Genomic DNA, 17,570 nt, shown 5'->3' with positions numbered 1-17,570 from the left:
CCAGACTCGGCAGAATGGGCCGGAGCACTCAGAACAAGCCTGAAATGCGCCCGGCATCATCCACATCAATCCGCTCGGCCGAGGGGACCTTGGGCAGACCGGGCATGGTCATGATGTCGCCGCAGATTGCCACGACAAACTCCGCCCCAGCGTTCAAGCGCAACTCGCGCACATGCAAAGTGTGGCCGACCGGCGCGCCACGCAGCGTCGGATCGGCACTGAAGGAGTACTGGGTCTTGGCGATGCAGACCGGGAAGTGGCCATACCCGCCCGCCTGCCATTCCTGCAGTTGCGCCAAGGCCTTGGGCGTAAACACAACGTCGCCGGCCCGGTAGATTTTGGTGGCGACGGCGCGGATCTTGTCGGCCAGCGGCTCGGCATCGGCATAGAGAGCGGCCGCTGGAGCCGATGAAGCCGATGAACCGGACAAAGCCGCGCTTCGCTCGCAAGCCCGTACCACCGCACGGGCCAGATCGGCCGCGCCAGCGCCGCCATCGGCCCAGTGCGTCGCCAGCACGCAGGGCACGTCCAGCTCGGTGCAACAGCGCTCAATCATGGCCATTTCTTCAATCAAGTCGCTGTCGAAACGGTTGATAGACACAATCACAGGCAGACCGTAATGGCGCTGGATATTCTCGACATGGCGGCGCAAATTGGCCAGCCCGTCGGCGAGCGCTTGCGGGCCGTCACTGCCGGGCTTTTTGGCATCGGCGCCGCCGTGATATTTGAGCGCACGCACGGTTGCGACCAAGACCGCGCATGCCGGCTTCAAGCCGCCTTTGCGGCACTTGATGTCAATGAACTTTTCGGCCCCTAGATCGGCGCCAAAGCCGGCCTCGGTGACCACATAGTCGGCCAGTTTCAGAGCCGTCTGCGTTGCGATCAAGGAGTTGCAGCCATGCGCGATATTGGCAAAGGGACCGCCATGGACAAAGGCCAGATTGCCCTCCAGGGTCTGCACCAGATTCGGCGCCAACGCGTCTTTCAGCAAAGCAGCCATAGCGCCATCGGCCTTCAATTCCCGCGCGGTGACCGGCTGCTTGGTGGCCGTGTAGCCGACCACGATATTGCCCAATCGGCGCTTCAGATCGGCCAGCGAAGTGGACAGGCAAACGATCGCCATCACCTCGGACGCGACCACGATGTCAAAGCCGTCTTGCCGAGGGTAGCCATTGCCGGGCCCGCCCAGCGCCACGGTGATGTCGCGCAAGGCACGGTCATTCATGTCGATGACACGACGCCAGGTGATGCGGCGCACATCCAACCGCAGCGCATTGCCATGGTGGATGTGGTTATCGATCAGTGCGGCTAACAAGTTATGAGCCAGGCCAATGGCGTGGAAGTCACCTGTGAAATGCAGATTGATGTCTTCCATCGGCACGACCTGCGCGTGGCCTCCGCCGGCCGCACCGCCTTTCATGCCAAAGCATGGGCCTAAAGAGGGCTCGCGCAAACAAATCATCGTTTGCTTGCCAATGTGGTTCAAGCCGTCACCCAGGCCGACGGTCGTGGTCGTCTTGCCTTCCCCCGGCGGTGTGGGTGAGATCGCGGTCACCAGAATCAGATGCCCGTCCTTGCGACCGCTCAGGCGCTGTACCTCTTCCAGGCTCAGTTTAGCTTTGTAGTGGCCGAAAGGGCTGAGTGAGTCCTCCTGAATATCCAAGCGGCGGCTGGCCAAAGGGAGAATTTTTTGCAGCGAAGCGGCTTGGGCGATTTCGATGTCGGTAGGCATCAGGGCATCCTTGGAGTCGGGGGTAGGTCCAGAACGAAAAAGCGGCAAGGTCCGGTAAGACCTTGCCGCAATTATGAAGCTGGATTTGCGCTGAATTCGGCGCTCAGCTCAGCGCACGCAATGGGTGTTGCTCGGGCGCCCAAGGGCTGTCGAAAAACGCCAACACCTGCTCGCGACTGACATCTTCAATCCGCGCCGGCAACCAACAGGGATGATGATCCTTGTCGATAGCCAGGGCCCGGATGCCTTCGACGGTTTCACTGCGCGCGCCGGACCTGAGGTGAAAGCAATGATGAACGATGTCGCGCTCCATGCGCAAATCTTCGGCTAGGCTCATGCTGCGCGCACGGCGTAATTGCTCCAGCGTGACGGCCAACATCAGGGGCGAGCGTTTGCGCAAAACAGCCAAGGTCTGCAAGGCCCATTCGTCGCCGGCAGCCTCTAGCGAAGCCATGATGGCGGCAACATCGCTCAAGCCAAAATGTTGATCAATGCGGCCGCGCAGGGTCTTGGGGTCGACTGCTGGAGCCAAGTCGACATGCTCCATCACCGTCGCCACCACATGTTCGGCACTGCTTTGCTCGCCCTGCCTGAAGGCTTCGATCAGCGCCGGCATCGCCGCACTTCGCACATAAACATCACCCAAACCGAGCTCGATGGCGTCGCCGGCACCGATTGCATGGCCGGTGAGCGCCAGCCATTCACCCACATGGCCGGGGCATTGGCTCAGAAAGTAACCCCCACCCACATCGGGGAAGAGACCGATATGGGTTTCGGGCATGGCCAGCTTGGAACCCTCGGTCAGCACACGCAACTTGGCGCCTTGACTGATACCCATGCCGCCGCCCATCACCACACCGTCCATCAAGGCGATATAGGGCTTGGCAAAGTTGTGAATCAGGTGATTGAGCGCATATTCCTCGGTGAAAAAATCATCCAGGGCAGACTCCCCTGCCAGGGCCGCACTGTGAAAGAAGCGGATATCGCCGCCGGCGCAAAAAGCGGGCGATTTGCCCATTCGTGCGGCGCCGAGGATGACGACGGCCTCGATGGCGGGATCAAGAGCCCAGGCCTTCAACAAGGACGACAAGTCGCGGATCATGGCCAGCGACAAGGCGTTCAGCGCCTCCGGGCGATTCAGCGTGATCAGGCCCAGGCAACCATTGATTTCGGCCAGCACCTGGCCATTGGATTGAAGTGCGGGTAATTGCGCCGGCATCGTTATGCCTCTCTCCGAAAATGTGTAGGGTTTGATTCGTTAGCTTGTTGCAGGCTTGCATTCGCATCAAGTGCTTGACGCCCAGCCAATAGCTCGTTCGCCAGCAAAGCCAGCAGCACCATAGCACCACCGAGCAGGGTTGCGGCCGTTGGGCTTTCTCCCGCCCAAAGCCAGGCCCACAGCACGCCCAGCACCAACTCCAATTGGCCCAGCAACGCCAACTCTGGCCCAGTCAGCACGCGACTAAGTTTCACCACCAACAAACAGGGGATGGCAAGCTGGAAGATGCCCAATCCCGCCAAGAGAGTCAGGTCATGCGGGCTCGCCTGCATGGGCCAGGCCAAGGGCAGCATCGCCAACGTGGAAATCAGTGCGCCGAGCAAGACCGCCAGGGGCATATCTTCAAGTGCATCGCTTGCTTTGCTGCCATGGCCGACATGCTGCAACACGCACCAGTTGATTGCCGCGGCGAACGGCACACCCATTGCAACCAGCATGCCTAACACGCCTTGACCGGTAGCAGATGCACCGACCTCGGCCCCCTGCCCCAATTCATGGCCGAACATCCAGGCGATACCGGCGCTGGCCAGTGCAATGGCCCACCAAGTGCGGGTCGGCAGTCGCTTCTTCAGGACGAGGCGCGACAACAGCGCAGTCAACAACGGCCCCAAGGCCATGGTGACCAAGACATTGGCCACGCTGGTCAAACTCAAAGCCACCATGAAGGCGGTGAACATCACCGCCCAACACAAGCCCGAGAGCCAGACCAAACGGGGTGCGGCCCGCAATTGCGCCCACAAGGCCGGGCCGCACAGCCAGCGCAGGCCAATCACCAGAGCGATCGCATTGAAGCCGCTGCGCCAAAACGTCAGCTCAAAGCCGCGCGCCGCCTCCAGATGCCGTGTGACCACCCCGGCTGTGCTCCACAGCAGGGTGACCAACAACATCAGGTAGACGGCGCGACGGTGAGTCATGGCTCAGCGGCAAAGGGCAAGGTCAGACTTGCCCTGGGCTCCCTGGACTATTAGCCACGCGAATTGCGCTTGCGCTCGTTCTCGGTCAAGTAGCGCTTGCGCAGACGCACGCTCTTGGGCGTGATTTCGACCAACTCGTCGTCCTCGATGAATTCCACGCCGTACTCCAGCGTGCAATCAATCGGAGGTGTGATCTTGATCGCATCTTCCTTGCCGCTGACACGGAAATTGGTCAGCTGCTTGGTGCGGGTGGCGTTGACGACCAGATCGTTCTCGCGGCTGTGGATGCCGACGATCATGCCTTCATAGACGGGATCGTTTGGCTTGACGAACATGCGGCCACGGTCGTCCAGCTTGCCCAGGGCGTAAGTGAAGATTTCACCGGCGTCCATCGAGATCAGCACGCCGTTCTTGCGGCCAGCGATCTCACCCTTGTGCGGCTCATAGCCGTCAAAGATGTTGGAGATCAAGCCCGAGCCACGCGTCAAGTTCAGGAACTCGTTGGTGAAGCCGATCAGACCGCGCGCTGGGATGCGATATTCCAAGCGCACGCGACCACGGCCGTCCGGCTCCATATTGACCAGCTCGCCCTTGCGCTCGCCCAGGGCTTGCATCACGCCGCCCTGATGAGTCTCTTCGACGTCGGCAGTCACCAACTCGATAGGCTCATGCTTTTCACCGTTGATGGTCTGGAACACCACGCGCGGCTTGGACACCGCCAGCTCATAGCCTTCACGGCGCATGTTTTCCAACAAGATGGTCAGGTGCAATTCGCCCCGGCCCATCACTTCAAAGATACCGTCTTCGTCGGTTTCAGAAACGCGCAGCGCCACATTGCTTTGCAGTTCTTTTTGCAGGCGATCCCAGATCTGACGGCTGGTCACGTACTTGCCTTCACGACCGGCCAAAGGGCTGGTGTTGACGCAGAAGTTCATTGTCAAAGTGGGCTCGTCCACCTTCAACATTGGCAGCGGTGCTGGGTCGGTGACGCTGGTCACGGTCACGCCAATGCTGATGTCATCAATACCGTTGATCAACACGATGTCGCCGGGGCCGGCCTCAAGGGTTTGAACCCGGTCCAGGCCTTGGAAGGTCAAGACATTGTTGACACGGCCTTTGACGGACTTGCCGTCCGGGCCTTCCATCACCAACACGTCCATCGAAGGCTTCAAAGTGCCCTGGCTGATGCGACCCACGCCGATACGGCCCACGAAGGTGGAGTAGTCCAGCGCCGAAATCTGCAGCTGCAGCGGTGCAGCCGGGTCGCCCTTTTGGGCTGGCACATGCTTCAGCACGGTATTGAACAGGGCCGACATATCGGGGCCCCACTGCTCGCCCGGTTTGCCTTCTTCCAAGGAGGTCCAGCCGTTGATGCCCGAGGCATAAACCACGGGGAAGTCCAACTGCTCGTCGGTTGCGCCCAGCTTGTCGAACAGGTCGAATGCGGCGTTGATCACGGCGTCGGGCTTGGCACCTGGCTTGTCGACCTTGTTGACGACCACGATAGGCTTCAGACCCAAGGCCAAGGCCTTCTTGGTCACGAAGCGGGTTTGCGGCATCGGGCCTTCTTGCGCATCGATCAGCAGCACCACACCGTCAACCATCGACAAGGCGCGCTCGACTTCACCGCCGAAGTCCGCGTGACCGGGGGTATCAACGATATTGATGTGCGTGCCTTCCCAGCTCACGGCACAGTTCTTGGCCAGAATCGTGATGCCGCGCTCGCGCTCGATGGCGTTGTTGTCCATCACCGTGTCAACGACTTTTTCGTGCTCGGCGAAGGTGCCGCTTTGACGCAGCAATTGGTCAACCATGGTGGTTTTGCCATGGTCAACGTGGGCGATGATGGCGATATTACGGATTTGCTTACTCATACGACACTTTCTAAAAATCTGTTACTGCTCGCGGTACTCAGGAGGCCTTCTACCTCTTGGGGACTCAACAATCGGTCGGCGATCAATTCGCCGTCGGTGATGTGGGCGCTGCCAAGAAATTCATGTGCTGCGGGCCCGTAGACCCTCACATGCGCACTGTCTTGCTCGGCAACTCGGCGCCGCAAACCGGTTGAAAAACGGGCCGCCTCTGCGCTATCCAAACGCAGCTCGGGCCAGTCCGCCAACAAAGAGTCCGGCGGGCGCAACAAAGCCTCCCGCTCGATCTCGGTCAAAGCCGCCAACGCATCCAGGCTGATCGCCTGAGCCACGTTGAGCGGGCCAGATCCGGTCCTGCGCAGCGCGCTCAGCGAGGCGCCACAGCCCAACACCCGACCGATGTCTTCGGCCAAGGTTCGGATATAGGTGCCCTTGCTGCAGCGCACGGCAATCGTCAACTGCTCAGCTTGCCAGTCAACGATGTCAATCGAATGAATCGTGACGCGCCGCGACGGCCGCTCGATCACAATGCCGGCACGCGCGTATTCGTACAGCGGCCGACCTTCATGCTTGAGCGCCGAATACATCGGCGGGACCTGATCGATCGCACCGGTAAACTGCGCGCAAGCCGCTTCAATTTGTTCGCGCGTCACCGCGCGTGCGGCCGCCTCACTGCGGTCCAGCACTTCGCCTTCGGCGTCGCCGGTGGTCGTCGTCAAACCCAGAAAAAGCGTGGCCTCGTAGGCCTTGTCGGCATCCAGGCTGACCTGGCTGAATTTGGTACCCGCACCAAAGCACAGCGGCAGCAAACCGGTGGCCAAGGGATCCAGCGTGCCGGTATGGCCGGCCTTTTCCGCCCGCAACAGCCATTTGGCTTTTTGCAGCGCGTCGTTGCTGGACAGACCCAGCGGCTTGTCCAAGAGCAACACACCGTGCACGGCACGGCGCGGCGTCTTGACTCGCTGGGGTGGGCTATTCGTCATCAAAAGACTTCTTATTCGCCCGACTCGGTCTTGGCCGGTGGCACATCTGTGGCGGCATCGGCAGCGTCGGCGGGCACAGCCTCGTCATCCAAGGCGCGCGTCGCATTGGCCTTGTTAATCAAGGCGCTCAGCTCGGCCGCGCGCTCGATGGTGCGGTCGTAATGAAAGTGCAAGCTCGGCACGGTGTGAATTTGCAGACGCTTGAACAAGCCGTTACGCAAAAAGCCCGCCGCTTCATTGAGTGCCTCACCGGTCTCGACCGGGTCACCGACCAGCACCGAAAAGAACACCTTGGCATGCGCATAGTCGGGCGTTACCTCGACGGCGTTGACCGTGGCCATGCCGATGCGCGGGTCTTTCAACTCACGAATCAATTCGGCCAGATCGCGCTGAATCTGGTCCGCCACGCGGAAGGACCGATTCGGTATCACTCGTTTATGTCGCATGCTCTACTCCTTGCCTGACGCTGCAGCTTGTTTGCCCGACCCATCAAAAACAAACCCCGCCACTCTTTGGAGGGCGGGGTTTGCGCTGGTGAGGGCAAATCCGCCTTAGAGCGTTCGGGCCACTTCCTTGACCTCGAAGAATTCCAGCTGATCGCCCTCGGCGATGTCGCTGTAGTTCTTCAGCTTGATACCGCACTCGAAGCCTTCGCGGACTTCGCGCACATCGTCCTTCATGCGCTTCAGAGTGTCGATTTCGCCGGTATAGATCACCACGTTCTCGCGCAGCAAGCGGAAACGAGCCGAGCGGTTGACGACACCCGAGGTGACCATACAACCGGCAATGGTGCCGATCTTGGTCGCCACAAAGACGGTGCGGATCTCGGCCAGGCCGATCACTTCTTCGCGCTGCTCTGGTGCCAACATGCCGGTCATCGCGGCCTTCACTTCATCGACGGCGTCGTAAATGATGTTGTAGTAGCGCAGATCAACCGCATTACCTTCGGCCAGCTTGCGGGCGCCGGCATCGGCACGCACATTGAAGCCGATGATGACGGCCTTGGAGGCGATCGCCAAGTTGACGTCCGACTCGCTGATACCGCCCACCGCAGCGTGCACGATCTGCACCTTGACTTCGGGCGTAGACAGCTTGAGCAGCGAAGAAGCCAAGGCTTCTTGCGAACCCTGCACATCGCTCTTGATGATGATGCCCAAGGTCTGCACATCGCCGGCGCCCATGTTCTCGAACATGTTTTCCAGCTTGGAAGCCTGCTGACGCGACAACTTCACATCACGGTACTTGCCCGAACGGAAGGTGGCGATTTCACGTGCCCGACGCTCGTCGCTCAGAACCATGAACTCATCACCGGCGCGCGGCACTTCGGTCAGACCCTGAATCTCGACCGGGATCGATGGGCCGGCCTCGGCACAAGCCTTGCCGTCTTCGTCCAGCATGGCGCGCACGCGGCCATAGGTCGAACCCGCCAGCACGACGTCGCCGCGCTTCAGGGTACCGGACTGCACCAGGATGGTGGCAACCGGGCCACGACCCTTGTCCAGACGCGCTTCGATCACCAGGCCCTTGGCCATGGAACCGACAGGCGCCTTCAATTCCAGCACTTCGGCCTGCAGCAAGACTTGCTCCAGCAAGCTGTCGATGCCTTCGCCGGTCTTGGCCGACACGCCCACAAACGGGGTGTCGCCGCCAAACTCTTCCGGCACGACGCCCTCGGCCACCAACTCGCCCTTCAGGCGTTCCAGGTTGGCACCTTGCTTGTCGATCTTGTTCATCGCCACAACCAACGGCACACCGGCCGCCTTGGCGTGGTGAATCGCTTCCTTGGTCTGCGGCATCACGCCGTCGTCCGCCGCCACCACGAGGATGACGATGTCGGTCGCCGTGGCGCCACGAGCACGCATGGCAGTAAACGCCGCGTGACCCGGGGTGTCCAGGAAGGTGATCATGCCGCGCGGCGTTTCGACGTGATAAGCGCCGATGTGCTGCGTAATGCCACCCGCTTCGCCGGCAGCAACGCGGGCACGGCGGATGTAGTCCAAGAGCGAAGTCTTGCCGTGGTCAACGTGACCCATGACGGTAACAACCGGCGCGCGAGTCGTTGACTCATGCGCTTGCTCGGAGGTCGTGCCCTCTTCTTCCAGGAATGCGTCTGGATCGTCCAGCTTGGCTGCGAAAGCCTTGTGGCCCATTTCTTCGACCAAAATCATGGCCGTTTCTTGGTCCAACTGCTGGTTGATCGTGCACATTTGGCCGAGCTTCATCAAATGCTTGATGACCTCGGAAGCCTTGATGGACATCTTGTGCGCCAGATCGGCCACCGAGATGGTCTCAGGGATATGCACTTCTTGCACTTGCATTTCTGCAGGTGCGACAAAGGTCGACGGACCACCACGGCGATCGGCGTTGCGATCAGGTGCGCCACGACGGCCACCCGCACCACCACGGCTTGGCGCGCGCCATGCACCGGCGGCCGGACGAGATCCACCGGGAGCGGCTGGGCCGGCAGGCTTGACGCCGCCACGCTTTTTGTCATCGGACCAGGTCGAGGACAATTTTTCCGACTTGACGGATTTCTTGTCGCCCGGCTTGGCGGCGCCCGGCGCAACCGGAGCACCCGGCACGACCGGCTTCTTGTGGATGGTGCCCTTGATGGCATCCTTGGGCGGCTCGACCGGCTTGGGCTCTTCCTTCTTCGCGATCATGACCTTTTTAGGGGCATTCATCATCGCGCGGATGGCTGCGGCTTCCGACTCGGCGGCTTGACGGCGACGCGCCAAATCAAGCTGCTTTTGTTTCTCTTCGACCACCACATCAACCGCCTTGACCACGCGCAATGCGGGTTTGGCAGCTTCTGAAGGCGCAGCCGGAGCGGCGGGCGCACCTGCTGCAGCAGGCTTGGTCGGCGCTGCGCTTGCAGCTGTGGTCGCGGCACTGGCGGCTTCAGCCACCACAGCCGGCGTCACAACAACCGCAGGCGCCGGCGCTGCTGGAGCAGGCGAGCGTGCAGCAGCAGCCGCCTTGTTGATGGCAGCAGCTTCCTTCGCCACCGACTCAGCAGTCGGCCGTGGCGCTTTGGGCGCCTTGGCAGCGGACTTCGCGGCGGCGGCTTCAGCAGCAGCGCGAGCTGCCGCTTCTTCAGCGGCACGCGCTTCGGCCGCAGCCTTTTCCTGACGACGCAATTCGTCTGCTTCGCGGGCAAGGCGGTCCGCCTCTTCACGCTCACGCACACGAGCTGCCAACTCTTCTTCTTGCTTGCGCAAAGAGGCGGCCTGAGCCTGAGCCTCTTCTTCGCGACGATGCAGTTCGGCATCTTCTGCTGCAGCGGCGCCAGCGTCTTCCGCGCCAGTGCTGCCGTCGAGCTTGACGAAGGTCCGCTTCTTGCGTGTTTCCACAGGGATGACGCGCGACTTGCCGCTGGCATCGGCCTGCTTGATTTCGCTGGTTGTCTTGCGAGTCAGCGTGATCTTCTTGCGGTCGGCGCCGCCAGTACCATGCGCTGTGCGCAGGTGGTCAAGCAGACGTTCTTTGTCAGCTTCATTCAAAACGTCTTCGGTAGACGCCAACTTGACGCCCGCAGCGTGGAGCTGCTCAAGCAGTGTGTCTGCAGGCTTTTGAAGCTCTACAGCAAACTGGGCGACGGTAGTCACAGCCATTGTTAAATCCTTAACTTATGCGTTCGGTGCTGGGCGAGTATTGAATCGGGCAAAAGCCACCAGGGCTTAGGCCGTGAACCAATGCTCGCGAGCCTTCATGATCATGGTGCGGGCCAAGCCCTCATCCATGCCAGCGAGTTCAACGAGTTCGTCGACGGCCAAATCGGCCAAATCGTCGCGGGTATGAATGTCGCCAGCGGAGAGTTTTGCAACCAATTCAGGCGTCATGCCTTCCAGGTCACGCAGGTCTTGGGACACGTCCTCGACCTTCTCTTCACGGGCAATCTCCATGGTCAACAAGGCATCCTTCGCTCGGGTGCGCAATTCGTTGACCGTGTCCTCGTCGAAGGCCTCGACTTCCAGCATTTCCTGCATAGGCACGTAGGCCACTTCTTCCAGGCTGGTAAAACCTTCGGCGATCAAGATGTCGGCGACTTCGGCATCCACATCGAGTTTCTCGATGAAGAGCTTGCGCACCGACTCTGATTCCTGCTCATGCTTCACGGCCGATTCCTCGGCCGACATGATGTTGATGCGCCAGCCCGTCAATTCCGAGGCCAAACGCACATTCTGACCACCGCGACCGATGGCGATGGCGAGGTTTTCCTCGTCCACCACTACATCCATCGCGTGGCGCTCTTCGTCAACCACAATCGACTGCACATTGGCCGGAGCCAAGGCGCCGATGACAAACTGGGCCGGGTCTTCGGACCACAGCACAATGTCCACACGCTCGCCGGCCAACTCATTCGTCACGCCATTGACGCGCGATCCACGCACGCCGACACAAGTGCCGATCGGGTCAACCCGCTTGTCATGCGACAACACAGCCAACTTGGCACGCGAACCGGCATCACGAGCGCAGCTCTTGATCTCGAGCAGACCCTGCTCGATCTCGGGCACTTCTTGCGAGAACAACTCCGTCATGAAGGACGGGGCATTGCGCGACAACATGATTTGCGGGCCGCGCTGGGTAGGGTCGATACCCAGAATCACCGCACGAACCCTGTCACCGGTGCGCAGATTTTCCTTGGGGATCATCTCGCTGCGCTTGAGGCGCCCTTCAATCCGACCGGATTCGGCAATGACGTCGCCCTTATCCAGGCGCTTGACGGTGCCAACAAAAATTTGCTCGCCGCGGGCCAGGAAGTCATTCAGCAACTGCTCACGTTCGGCGTCGCGAATCTTCTGCAGAATCACCTGCTTGGCCGCTTGCGCGCCGATGCGGCCGATAGGCACCGAATCAATCGGCTCTTCGATGTGATCTTCAACTTCGATGTCGGCAATTTGCTCTTGCGCTTCAAACAGCAAGATTTCCGCATCCGGATTCTGCAGACCCGCTTCATTGGGCACCACATGCCAGCGACGGAAGGTCTCGTAGGCGCCTGACTCCCGGTCTACCGAGACGCGAATATCAGCCTCGCCACCGCATAGCTTCTTGGTAGCCGAAGCCAATGCCGCCTCGACAGCACCAAACACCACGTCGAGCTCGACGCTTTTCTCGCGAGAAATCGCGTCCACCAACATCAACAGTTCGCGGTTCATTGATCAGGACCTCCGTCTACTTTGTCATCTTTGCTCTCGGCCTTGGCCCGCTTCGGCTTCTTGGCCGGCTCGGGCTTCACGCCGCGGCCCTTGAAACTCACCACCGGCACCAAGCGGGCCTCGCGGAGTTCTTCAAGAGCAAAATCCAAGGCCTGATCGGCCTTGCCATCATTAAAAACTATGCGCCAAGTTTCAGCGGCGGCCGACTCAGCGGCAACGCCCTCGACTTCAGGCTTGGCAGCCTCGGCAGCCGGCACTGCACCCAGTACACCCTGGTACTTCTTGCGCCCCTGAAAGGGCATACGCAGCGTGATCTCGATTTCCTCACCCACAAAGCGGGCATAGTCTGCCGACTTCTTCAGCGGACGGTCCAGACCCGGCGAGGAAACCTCAAGCCGCTCGTAAGGACAAGCCTCAACTTCAAGCAAGTACTGCAACTGACGCGTCACGCGCTCGCAATCATCAACATCAATCAAACCACCGGCCAAGGCAACTTCAGGCAACTTGTCAATGTACACACGCACCAGACCTGCTGGAGTGCGCTCGCAATCCACCAAGTCGTAACCCAATCCGGTTACCGTTTTTTCAACAGCCTCTTGCCAATTCATGCGCGGTATGTTTTCTTGTTTCTAATGAGCAGTACGAGATGAGCGTGATGTTTCAAATTTTAATCAACAGAACGTTCAAGCAAAAAAAATGGGCTGGATGAATCCGCCCAACTTCCCCACTCGAGATTCCATTCGGTCTTCAAACCCACCCCGAAGGGATTTGACCTGAAGCAAACCCAAGTGCCGCAAGAGACTTGAGTCTTTTCGCTAACCCCGACCTAAGCCAAGTCAGCGAAGCCGGGATTGTACTATGTATGCGGAGCACCGACAAGTACAAGGCTTGCTAATACGCGAAGCCATGCGAAAATCATCGATTGTTTCAAATCAAAGGAGCCACTATGGGATTTCTGGCAGGCAAGCGATTGCTGATCACGGGCCTTCTGTCCAACCGATCCATCGCCTACGGCATTGCAAAAGCTTGCCACCGCGAAGGTGCCGAGTTGGCATTTAGCTATCAAGGCGCGCGCTTCAAGGATCGCATCACCGAATTTGCCGCCGAGTTTGACTCCACGCTTATTTTTGACTGCGACGTGTCCGATGACGCGCAGATGGAAGCACTGTTCACCGATCTGGGTGCAGCCTGGCCAGAGTTTGACGGTTTCGTCCATTCGATTGGCTTCGCGCCACGAGATGCCATCGCAGGCGACTTCCTGGACGGGCTGACGCGTGAGAACTTCCGCATCGCCCATGACATCTCGGCTTACAGCTTCCCCGCCATGGCCAAATTGGCTGCACCGCGCCTGCGAGCCGGCGCTGCGCTGCTGACCCTGTCCTATCTGGGCGCTGCACGCTATGTGCCGAACTACAACACCATGGGCTTGGCCAAGGCCTCGCTGGAAGCCAGTGTGCGCTATCTGGCGCAATCGATGGGTAAGCGCGGCATCCGGGTCAACGGCCTGTCGGCCGGCCCGATTAAAACCCTGGCAGCTTCGGGCATCAAGGATTTTGGCAAGCTCTTGACGCAATTCGCTGCGAACACACCAATTCGCCGCAACATCACGATCGAGGATGTCGGCAACGTCGCCGCATTCTTGTTGTCCGATTTGGCAGCCGGCATCAGCGCCGAGATCACCTATGTGGACGGCGGCTACAGCCAAGTCGCCCTGACCGACGAAGAATAAGCCAACAGGCGCCATGCAAAACGGGACCCGAGGGTCCCGTTTTTTTATGCATCGTCGCGATTAATCGTCGGCCTGCACACAGTCAACAAAGTAGCTTGAGCGCCCATCTTCGCCCTTCACCTCGACCAAGCCATGGACGTCGGTCGAGAAGCCCGGGAATTGAGCATTGAAGTCGCGCGTGAATCTCAAATACTCAACAATTTTCTTGTTGAATCGCTCGCCCGGGATCAGCAAAGGAATGCCGGGCGGATAAGGCGTCAGCAACACCGTCGTGACGCGCCCTTCCAATGCGTCGATAGGCACCCGCTCGGTACGGCGATGCGCGATGTATGAGTAGGCATCGCTAGGCTTCATGGCCGGCTGCAGGTCGGACAAATACACCTCGGTGGTCAAGCGCGCAATATCGCCCTTGGCATACATCTCGTGAATGTTCTGACACAGATCGCGCAAGCCCAAGCGCTCGTAGCGCGGATGCGCTGCCGCGAACTCCGGCAAGATGCGCCAAATCGGCGCGTTCCTGTCGTAGTCATCCTTGAACTGCTGCAAGGCAGTCAACAAGGTATTCCAGCGCCCCTTGGTGATGCCGATGGTGAACAAGATGAAGAAGGAGTACAGACCCGTCTTCTCAACCACCACACCATGCTCGGCCAGGAACTTGGTCACGATGGAGGCCGGGATGCCGGTCTCGGCGAACTTGCCGCTCATGTCCATGCCGGGCGTGATGATGGTGGACTTGATCGGGTCCAGCATATTGAAGCCCGCAGCAATCTTGCCGAAGCCATGCCACTTCTCGTTTGCCTTGAGCATCCAATCGGCCGGCTTGCCGAAGCCATCTTCGGTCAACTTGTCCGGGCCCCAGACCTTGAACCACCAGTCCTTGCCATATTCAGCATCGACCTTGCGCATCGCGCGGCGGAAGTCCAAGGCCTCGGAAATGCTTTCCTCCACCAAGGCAGTGCCGCCGGGTGGCTCCATCATGGCCGCAGCCACATCGCAACTCGCAATGATCGAGTACTGAGGGCTGGTCGAGGTATGCATCAGATAGGCCTCATTGAACAAATGCTTGTCCAACTTGACGTCCTGCGAGTCCTGCACCAGCACTTGCGAGGCTTGACTCAAACCAGCCAGCAACTTGTGCGTTGACTGCGTGGCGTAGACCATCGCGGTCTTCGGGCGCGGACGGTTCTTGCCCATTGCATGGTAGGAGCCATAGAAGTTATGGAAGGCCGCATGCGGCAACCAAGCCTCATCGAAATGCAGCGTGTCGATCCAGCCATCCAGCTTCTTCTTGATCGTCTCGGTGTTGTAGAGCACGCCGTCATAGGTGGATTGCGTCAAGGTCATGATGCGCGGCTTGACCGTCTTGACGTCCACACCCTTGAGCAGCGGGTTCTTGGCGATCTTCTTGCGAATGGCCTCGGGCGAGAACTCGCTCTCCGGGATCGGGCCGATGATGCCGTAGTGGTTGCGCGTAGGCGTCATGAAGACCGGCACTGCGCCGGTCATGATGATGGCGTGCAAGATGCTCTTGTGGCAGTTGCGATCCACCACCACCACATCGCCAGGCGCCACCGTGTGGTGCCAGACCATCTTGTTGGAGGTCGAAGTGCCGTTGGTCACGAAGAAGCAATGATCGGCATTGAAGATGCGAGCCGCATTTTTCTCCGAGGCCGCCACCGGGCCGGTATGGTCCAGCAGCTGACCCAGCTCCTCGACCGCATTGCAAACATCGGCCCGCAACATATTCTCGCCAAAGAACTGGTGGAACATTTGGCCGACCGGGCTCTTCAGGAACGCCACACCGCCACCGTGGCCGGGGCAATGCCAGGAATAAGAGCCGTCTTGGGCATAGTCCATCAGCGCCTTGAAGAAGGGCGGAGCGAGTCCATCGAGGTAGCTCTTGGCTTCACGGATGATGTGCCGCGCGACGAACTCGGGCGTGTCCTCGAACATATGAATGAAGCCATGCAGCTCACGCAAGATGTCGTTGGGCAGATGCTGGGAGGTACGCGTCTCGCCGTAGATATAGATCGGGATGTCGGCGTTCTTGAAGCGGATTTCTTCAATGAATTTACGCAGTGACAGCACCGCAGGATCCAGCTCCGGCCCAGGCGTGAACTCCTCATCGTCGATCGACAAGATGAAGGCACTGGCGCGGCTTTGCTGCTGCGCGAACTGGCTCAGGTCCCCGTAACTGGTCGCCCCCAGCACTTCGAAACCTTCTTTTTGGATCGCATCGGCCAGCGCGCGAATACCCAAACCCGAAGTGTTCTCGGAGCGATAGTCCTCGTCGATGATGACGATGGGGAAACGAAAACGAAGCATCGTGAGCCTCCAGGGGCTAGGCAGTTAAAAAAAGAAAGGCGCGAAGTGTAGACCCTCAGCTCTTCTACTAGGCATCGACTTGAAATTAATCATCAAAAACACCGCAAGCGCAGCAAAAACCGGGGGCGATACACTCGTTCTGGATCTTGAACCGAAAGAGGTGACATGGCGATGAATATAGCCAACGCATGGTGGATCGCCTGCGGCATTTTGATTGCCGTGGAACTCTGCACCGGCACTTTCTACCTGTTGATGCTAGCCCTCGGATGTGCAGCCGGGGCAGGCGCGGCGCATCTGGGCCTGGGCGGGGAGCAGCAGGTATTGACCGCTGCTGTCGTTGGGGGCGCGGCTGTTGCTGCCTGCTATCTAGCCAGGCGCAACAGCCATCAAGTCGTACCCGCCGGCGAGAACGCCGACGTCAATATGGACATCGGCCAGACGGTGGAGGTCGATAGCTGGCAAAGCGACGGATCCACGCGCGTCAAATACCGGGGCGCTGCCTGGCAAGCCCGCTGCATCAGCAACACCGTGCCAGTGCCGGGACGCTATGTCATACGCGCCGTCGAGGGCAGCTGCCTATTGCTCGACCACTGAACATTCACATCAATAAGAAGTAAACAAGAGGGACTCTCCATGGAATTCGCAGTTGTTTTGCTGGTCGTAGCGATCGTCTTCATCGTCCAGTCCATCAAGGTCGTGCCGCAGCAAAACGCCTGGGTGGTCGAGCGGCTCGGCAAGTACCACGGCACCTTGACGCCGGGCCTGAACTTCCTCTGGCCCTTTGTTGACCGACTGGCTTACCGACATTCGCTGAAAGAAATCCCGCTCGACGTGCCCAGCCAAGTCTGCATCACCAAAGACAACACCCAACTGACGGTCGACGGCATCCTCTACTTCCAAGTCACCGACGCGATGCGAGCCAGCTACGGCTCCAGCAACTTCATTGTCGCCATCACTCAGTTGGCCCAAACCACGCTGCGCTCGGTGATTGGCCGTATGGAGTTAGACCGCACATTCGAGGAGCGGGACGTCATCAACAGCTCGGTCGTGCAAGCGCTGGATGAGGCGGCGCTGAACTGGGGTGTCAAGGTGCTGCGCTATGAGATCAAAGACCTGACGCCGCCCGCCGTCATCCTGCACGCGATGCAGGCGCAAATCACCGCGGAGCGTGAAAAGCGCGCCTTGATTGCCGCGTCCGAAGGCCGCCGCCAAGAGCAAATCAATATCGCCACAGGCGCCCGCGAAGCGGCCATAGCCCGCTCCGAAGGCGACAAGCAAGCCGAGATCAACAAAGCTGTCGGCGAAGCCGCAGCCATCACCGCCGTGGCCGACGCCACTGCCGATGCGATTCGCAAGATAGCCGCAGCCATTCAAGCGCCGGGTGGCGAACAGGCCGTGCAACTCAAAGTCGCTGAAAAAGCGGTGGATGCCTACGCTCAATTGGCCAAGGCCAACAACACCATGATCGTGCCGGGCAATATGAGCGAAGTGTCCGGTTTGATTGGCACGGCTATGGCCTTGATGAAGGGAACCGGCTCAGCGCCATGAGCACGATCTCCGGGCTTTTGCTGAGCAAAT

13 protein-coding genes are annotated in these 17,570 nt (G+C 59.7%); 3 read left to right on the top strand and 10 right to left on the bottom strand.

Features of this window, described 5'->3' with window-relative positions:
- Positions 1-28 precede the first annotated feature (28 nt).
- The 9 genes from PRZ03_RS16005 to rimP form a co-directional block, all read right to left on the bottom strand.
- On the bottom strand, positions 29-1,732 hold the full coding sequence (locus tag PRZ03_RS16005; protein ID WP_273601270.1) for a formate--tetrahydrofolate ligase: 1,704 nt from the start codon (positions 1,730-1,732) through the stop codon (positions 29-31).
- A 103-nt stretch (positions 1,733-1,835) separates the two neighbouring features.
- Positions 1,836-2,951 carry an enoyl-CoA hydratase/isomerase family protein gene (locus tag PRZ03_RS16000; protein WP_273601268.1) on the bottom strand — a complete coding sequence of 372 codons (1,116 nt, stop codon included), beginning with the start codon at positions 2,949-2,951 and terminating at the stop codon, positions 1,836-1,838.
- Positions 2,952-2,953: 2 nt separating this feature from the next.
- The gene (locus PRZ03_RS15995; RefSeq protein ID WP_273601267.1) at positions 2,954-3,925 is read right to left on the bottom strand and encodes a DMT family transporter; all 972 of its coding nucleotides are present in this window, start codon (positions 3,923-3,925) and stop codon (positions 2,954-2,956) included.
- Positions 3,926-3,975: 50 nt separating this feature from the next.
- Entirely contained in the window at positions 3,976-5,799 is a 1,824-nt protein-coding gene (gene typA / locus PRZ03_RS15990) for a translational GTPase TypA (RefSeq protein WP_263535237.1), read from the bottom strand.
- Positions 5,796-6,779, bottom strand: a complete 984-nt coding sequence (truB, locus tag PRZ03_RS15985; protein ID WP_273601266.1) for a tRNA pseudouridine(55) synthase TruB — start codon at positions 6,777-6,779, stop codon at positions 5,796-5,798. Before truB ends, typA begins: the two co-directional genes overlap by 4 nt.
- Before the next feature lie 11 nt (positions 6,780-6,790).
- Positions 6,791-7,225 carry a 30S ribosome-binding factor RbfA gene (rbfA, locus tag PRZ03_RS15980; protein ID WP_263558228.1) on the bottom strand — a complete coding sequence of 145 codons (435 nt, stop codon included), beginning with the start codon at positions 7,223-7,225 and terminating at the stop codon, positions 6,791-6,793.
- A gap of 105 nt (positions 7,226-7,330) precedes the next feature.
- Complete coding sequence (gene infB, locus PRZ03_RS15975) at positions 7,331-10,393, bottom strand: translation initiation factor IF-2 (protein ID WP_273601265.1); 3,063 nt, start codon at positions 10,391-10,393, stop codon at positions 7,331-7,333.
- A 66-nt stretch (positions 10,394-10,459) separates the two neighbouring features.
- Positions 10,460-11,938, bottom strand: a complete 1,479-nt coding sequence (nusA, locus tag PRZ03_RS15970) for a transcription termination factor NusA (protein ID WP_263535241.1) — start codon at positions 11,936-11,938, stop codon at positions 10,460-10,462.
- The gene (gene rimP, locus PRZ03_RS15965) at positions 11,935-12,546 is read right to left on the bottom strand and encodes a ribosome maturation factor RimP (RefSeq protein WP_273601264.1); all 612 of its coding nucleotides are present in this window, start codon (positions 12,544-12,546) and stop codon (positions 11,935-11,937) included. Before rimP ends, nusA begins: the two co-directional genes overlap by 4 nt.
- 338 nt (positions 12,547-12,884) lie before the next feature.
- On the opposite strand from rimP, the gene fabI reads away from it, so the two are divergent.
- The gene (gene fabI / locus PRZ03_RS15960) at positions 12,885-13,667 is read left to right on the top strand and encodes an enoyl-ACP reductase FabI (protein ID WP_263535243.1); all 783 of its coding nucleotides are present in this window, start codon (positions 12,885-12,887) and stop codon (positions 13,665-13,667) included.
- A 60-nt stretch (positions 13,668-13,727) separates the two neighbouring features.
- Here the strand turns inward: fabI and PRZ03_RS15955 are convergent, their stop codons facing one another.
- Positions 13,728-15,992: an arginine/lysine/ornithine decarboxylase gene (locus PRZ03_RS15955; protein ID WP_263535244.1), complete on the bottom strand. Its 2,265-nt coding sequence runs from the start codon at positions 15,990-15,992 to the stop codon at positions 13,728-13,730.
- Positions 15,993-16,157: 165 nt separating this feature from the next.
- Here PRZ03_RS15955 and PRZ03_RS15950 point away from each other — a divergent pair, with 165 nt between their 5' ends.
- Together PRZ03_RS15950 and PRZ03_RS15945 are read left to right on the top strand one after the other, a co-directional pair.
- Positions 16,158-16,586 carry an NfeD family protein gene (locus tag PRZ03_RS15950; RefSeq protein ID WP_273601263.1) on the top strand — a complete coding sequence of 143 codons (429 nt, stop codon included), beginning with the start codon at positions 16,158-16,160 and terminating at the stop codon, positions 16,584-16,586.
- Between the two features lie 39 nt (positions 16,587-16,625).
- Complete coding sequence (locus tag PRZ03_RS15945; RefSeq protein ID WP_273601262.1) at positions 16,626-17,540, top strand: SPFH domain-containing protein; 915 nt, start codon at positions 16,626-16,628, stop codon at positions 17,538-17,540.
- Positions 17,541-17,570 lie beyond the last annotated feature (30 nt).

This window comes from Roseateles albus (assembly GCF_028595345.1).
Lineage (GTDB): Bacteria > Pseudomonadota > Gammaproteobacteria > Burkholderiales > Burkholderiaceae_C > Paucibacter_A > Paucibacter_A albus.
The sequence above is the reverse complement of the archived record's forward strand: the minus strand, read 5'-3'. Positions and strand labels throughout refer to the sequence as shown.

What these genes read in the sequence shown, in the direction of transcription:
- nusA (WP_263535241.1), bottom strand. Translation starts at nt 11,938, where the DNA reads ATGAACCGCGAACTGTTGATGTTGGTGGACGCGATTTCTCGCGAGAAA.
- typA (WP_263535237.1), bottom strand. Translation starts at nt 5,799, where the DNA reads ATGAGTAAGCAAATCCGTAATATCGCCATCATCGCCCACGTTGACCAT.
- PRZ03_RS15955 (WP_263535244.1), bottom strand. Translation starts at nt 15,992, where the DNA reads ATGCTTCGTTTTCGTTTCCCCATCGTCATCATCGACGAGGACTATCGC.
- rimP (WP_273601264.1), bottom strand. Translation starts at nt 12,546, where the DNA reads ATGAATTGGCAAGAGGCTGTTGAAAAAACGGTAACCGGATTGGGTTAC.
- PRZ03_RS16005 (WP_273601270.1), bottom strand. Translation starts at nt 1,732, where the DNA reads ATGCCTACCGACATCGAAATCGCCCAAGCCGCTTCGCTGCAAAAAATT.
- truB (WP_273601266.1), bottom strand. Translation starts at nt 6,779, where the DNA reads ATGACGAATAGCCCACCCCAGCGAGTCAAGACGCCGCGCCGTGCCGTG.
- rbfA (WP_263558228.1), bottom strand. Translation starts at nt 7,225, where the DNA reads ATGCGACATAAACGAGTGATACCGAATCGGTCCTTCCGCGTGGCGGAC.
- infB (WP_273601265.1), bottom strand. Translation starts at nt 10,393, where the DNA reads ATGGCTGTGACTACCGTCGCCCAGTTTGCTGTAGAGCTTCAAAAGCCT.
- fabI (WP_263535243.1), top strand. Translation starts at nt 12,885, where the DNA reads ATGGGATTTCTGGCAGGCAAGCGATTGCTGATCACGGGCCTTCTGTCC.
- PRZ03_RS15950 (WP_273601263.1), top strand. Translation starts at nt 16,158, where the DNA reads ATGGCGATGAATATAGCCAACGCATGGTGGATCGCCTGCGGCATTTTG.
- PRZ03_RS15945 (WP_273601262.1), top strand. Translation starts at nt 16,626, where the DNA reads ATGGAATTCGCAGTTGTTTTGCTGGTCGTAGCGATCGTCTTCATCGTC.
- PRZ03_RS15995 (WP_273601267.1), bottom strand. Translation starts at nt 3,925, where the DNA reads ATGACTCACCGTCGCGCCGTCTACCTGATGTTGTTGGTCACCCTGCTG.
- PRZ03_RS16000 (WP_273601268.1), bottom strand. Translation starts at nt 2,951, where the DNA reads ATGCCGGCGCAATTACCCGCACTTCAATCCAATGGCCAGGTGCTGGCC.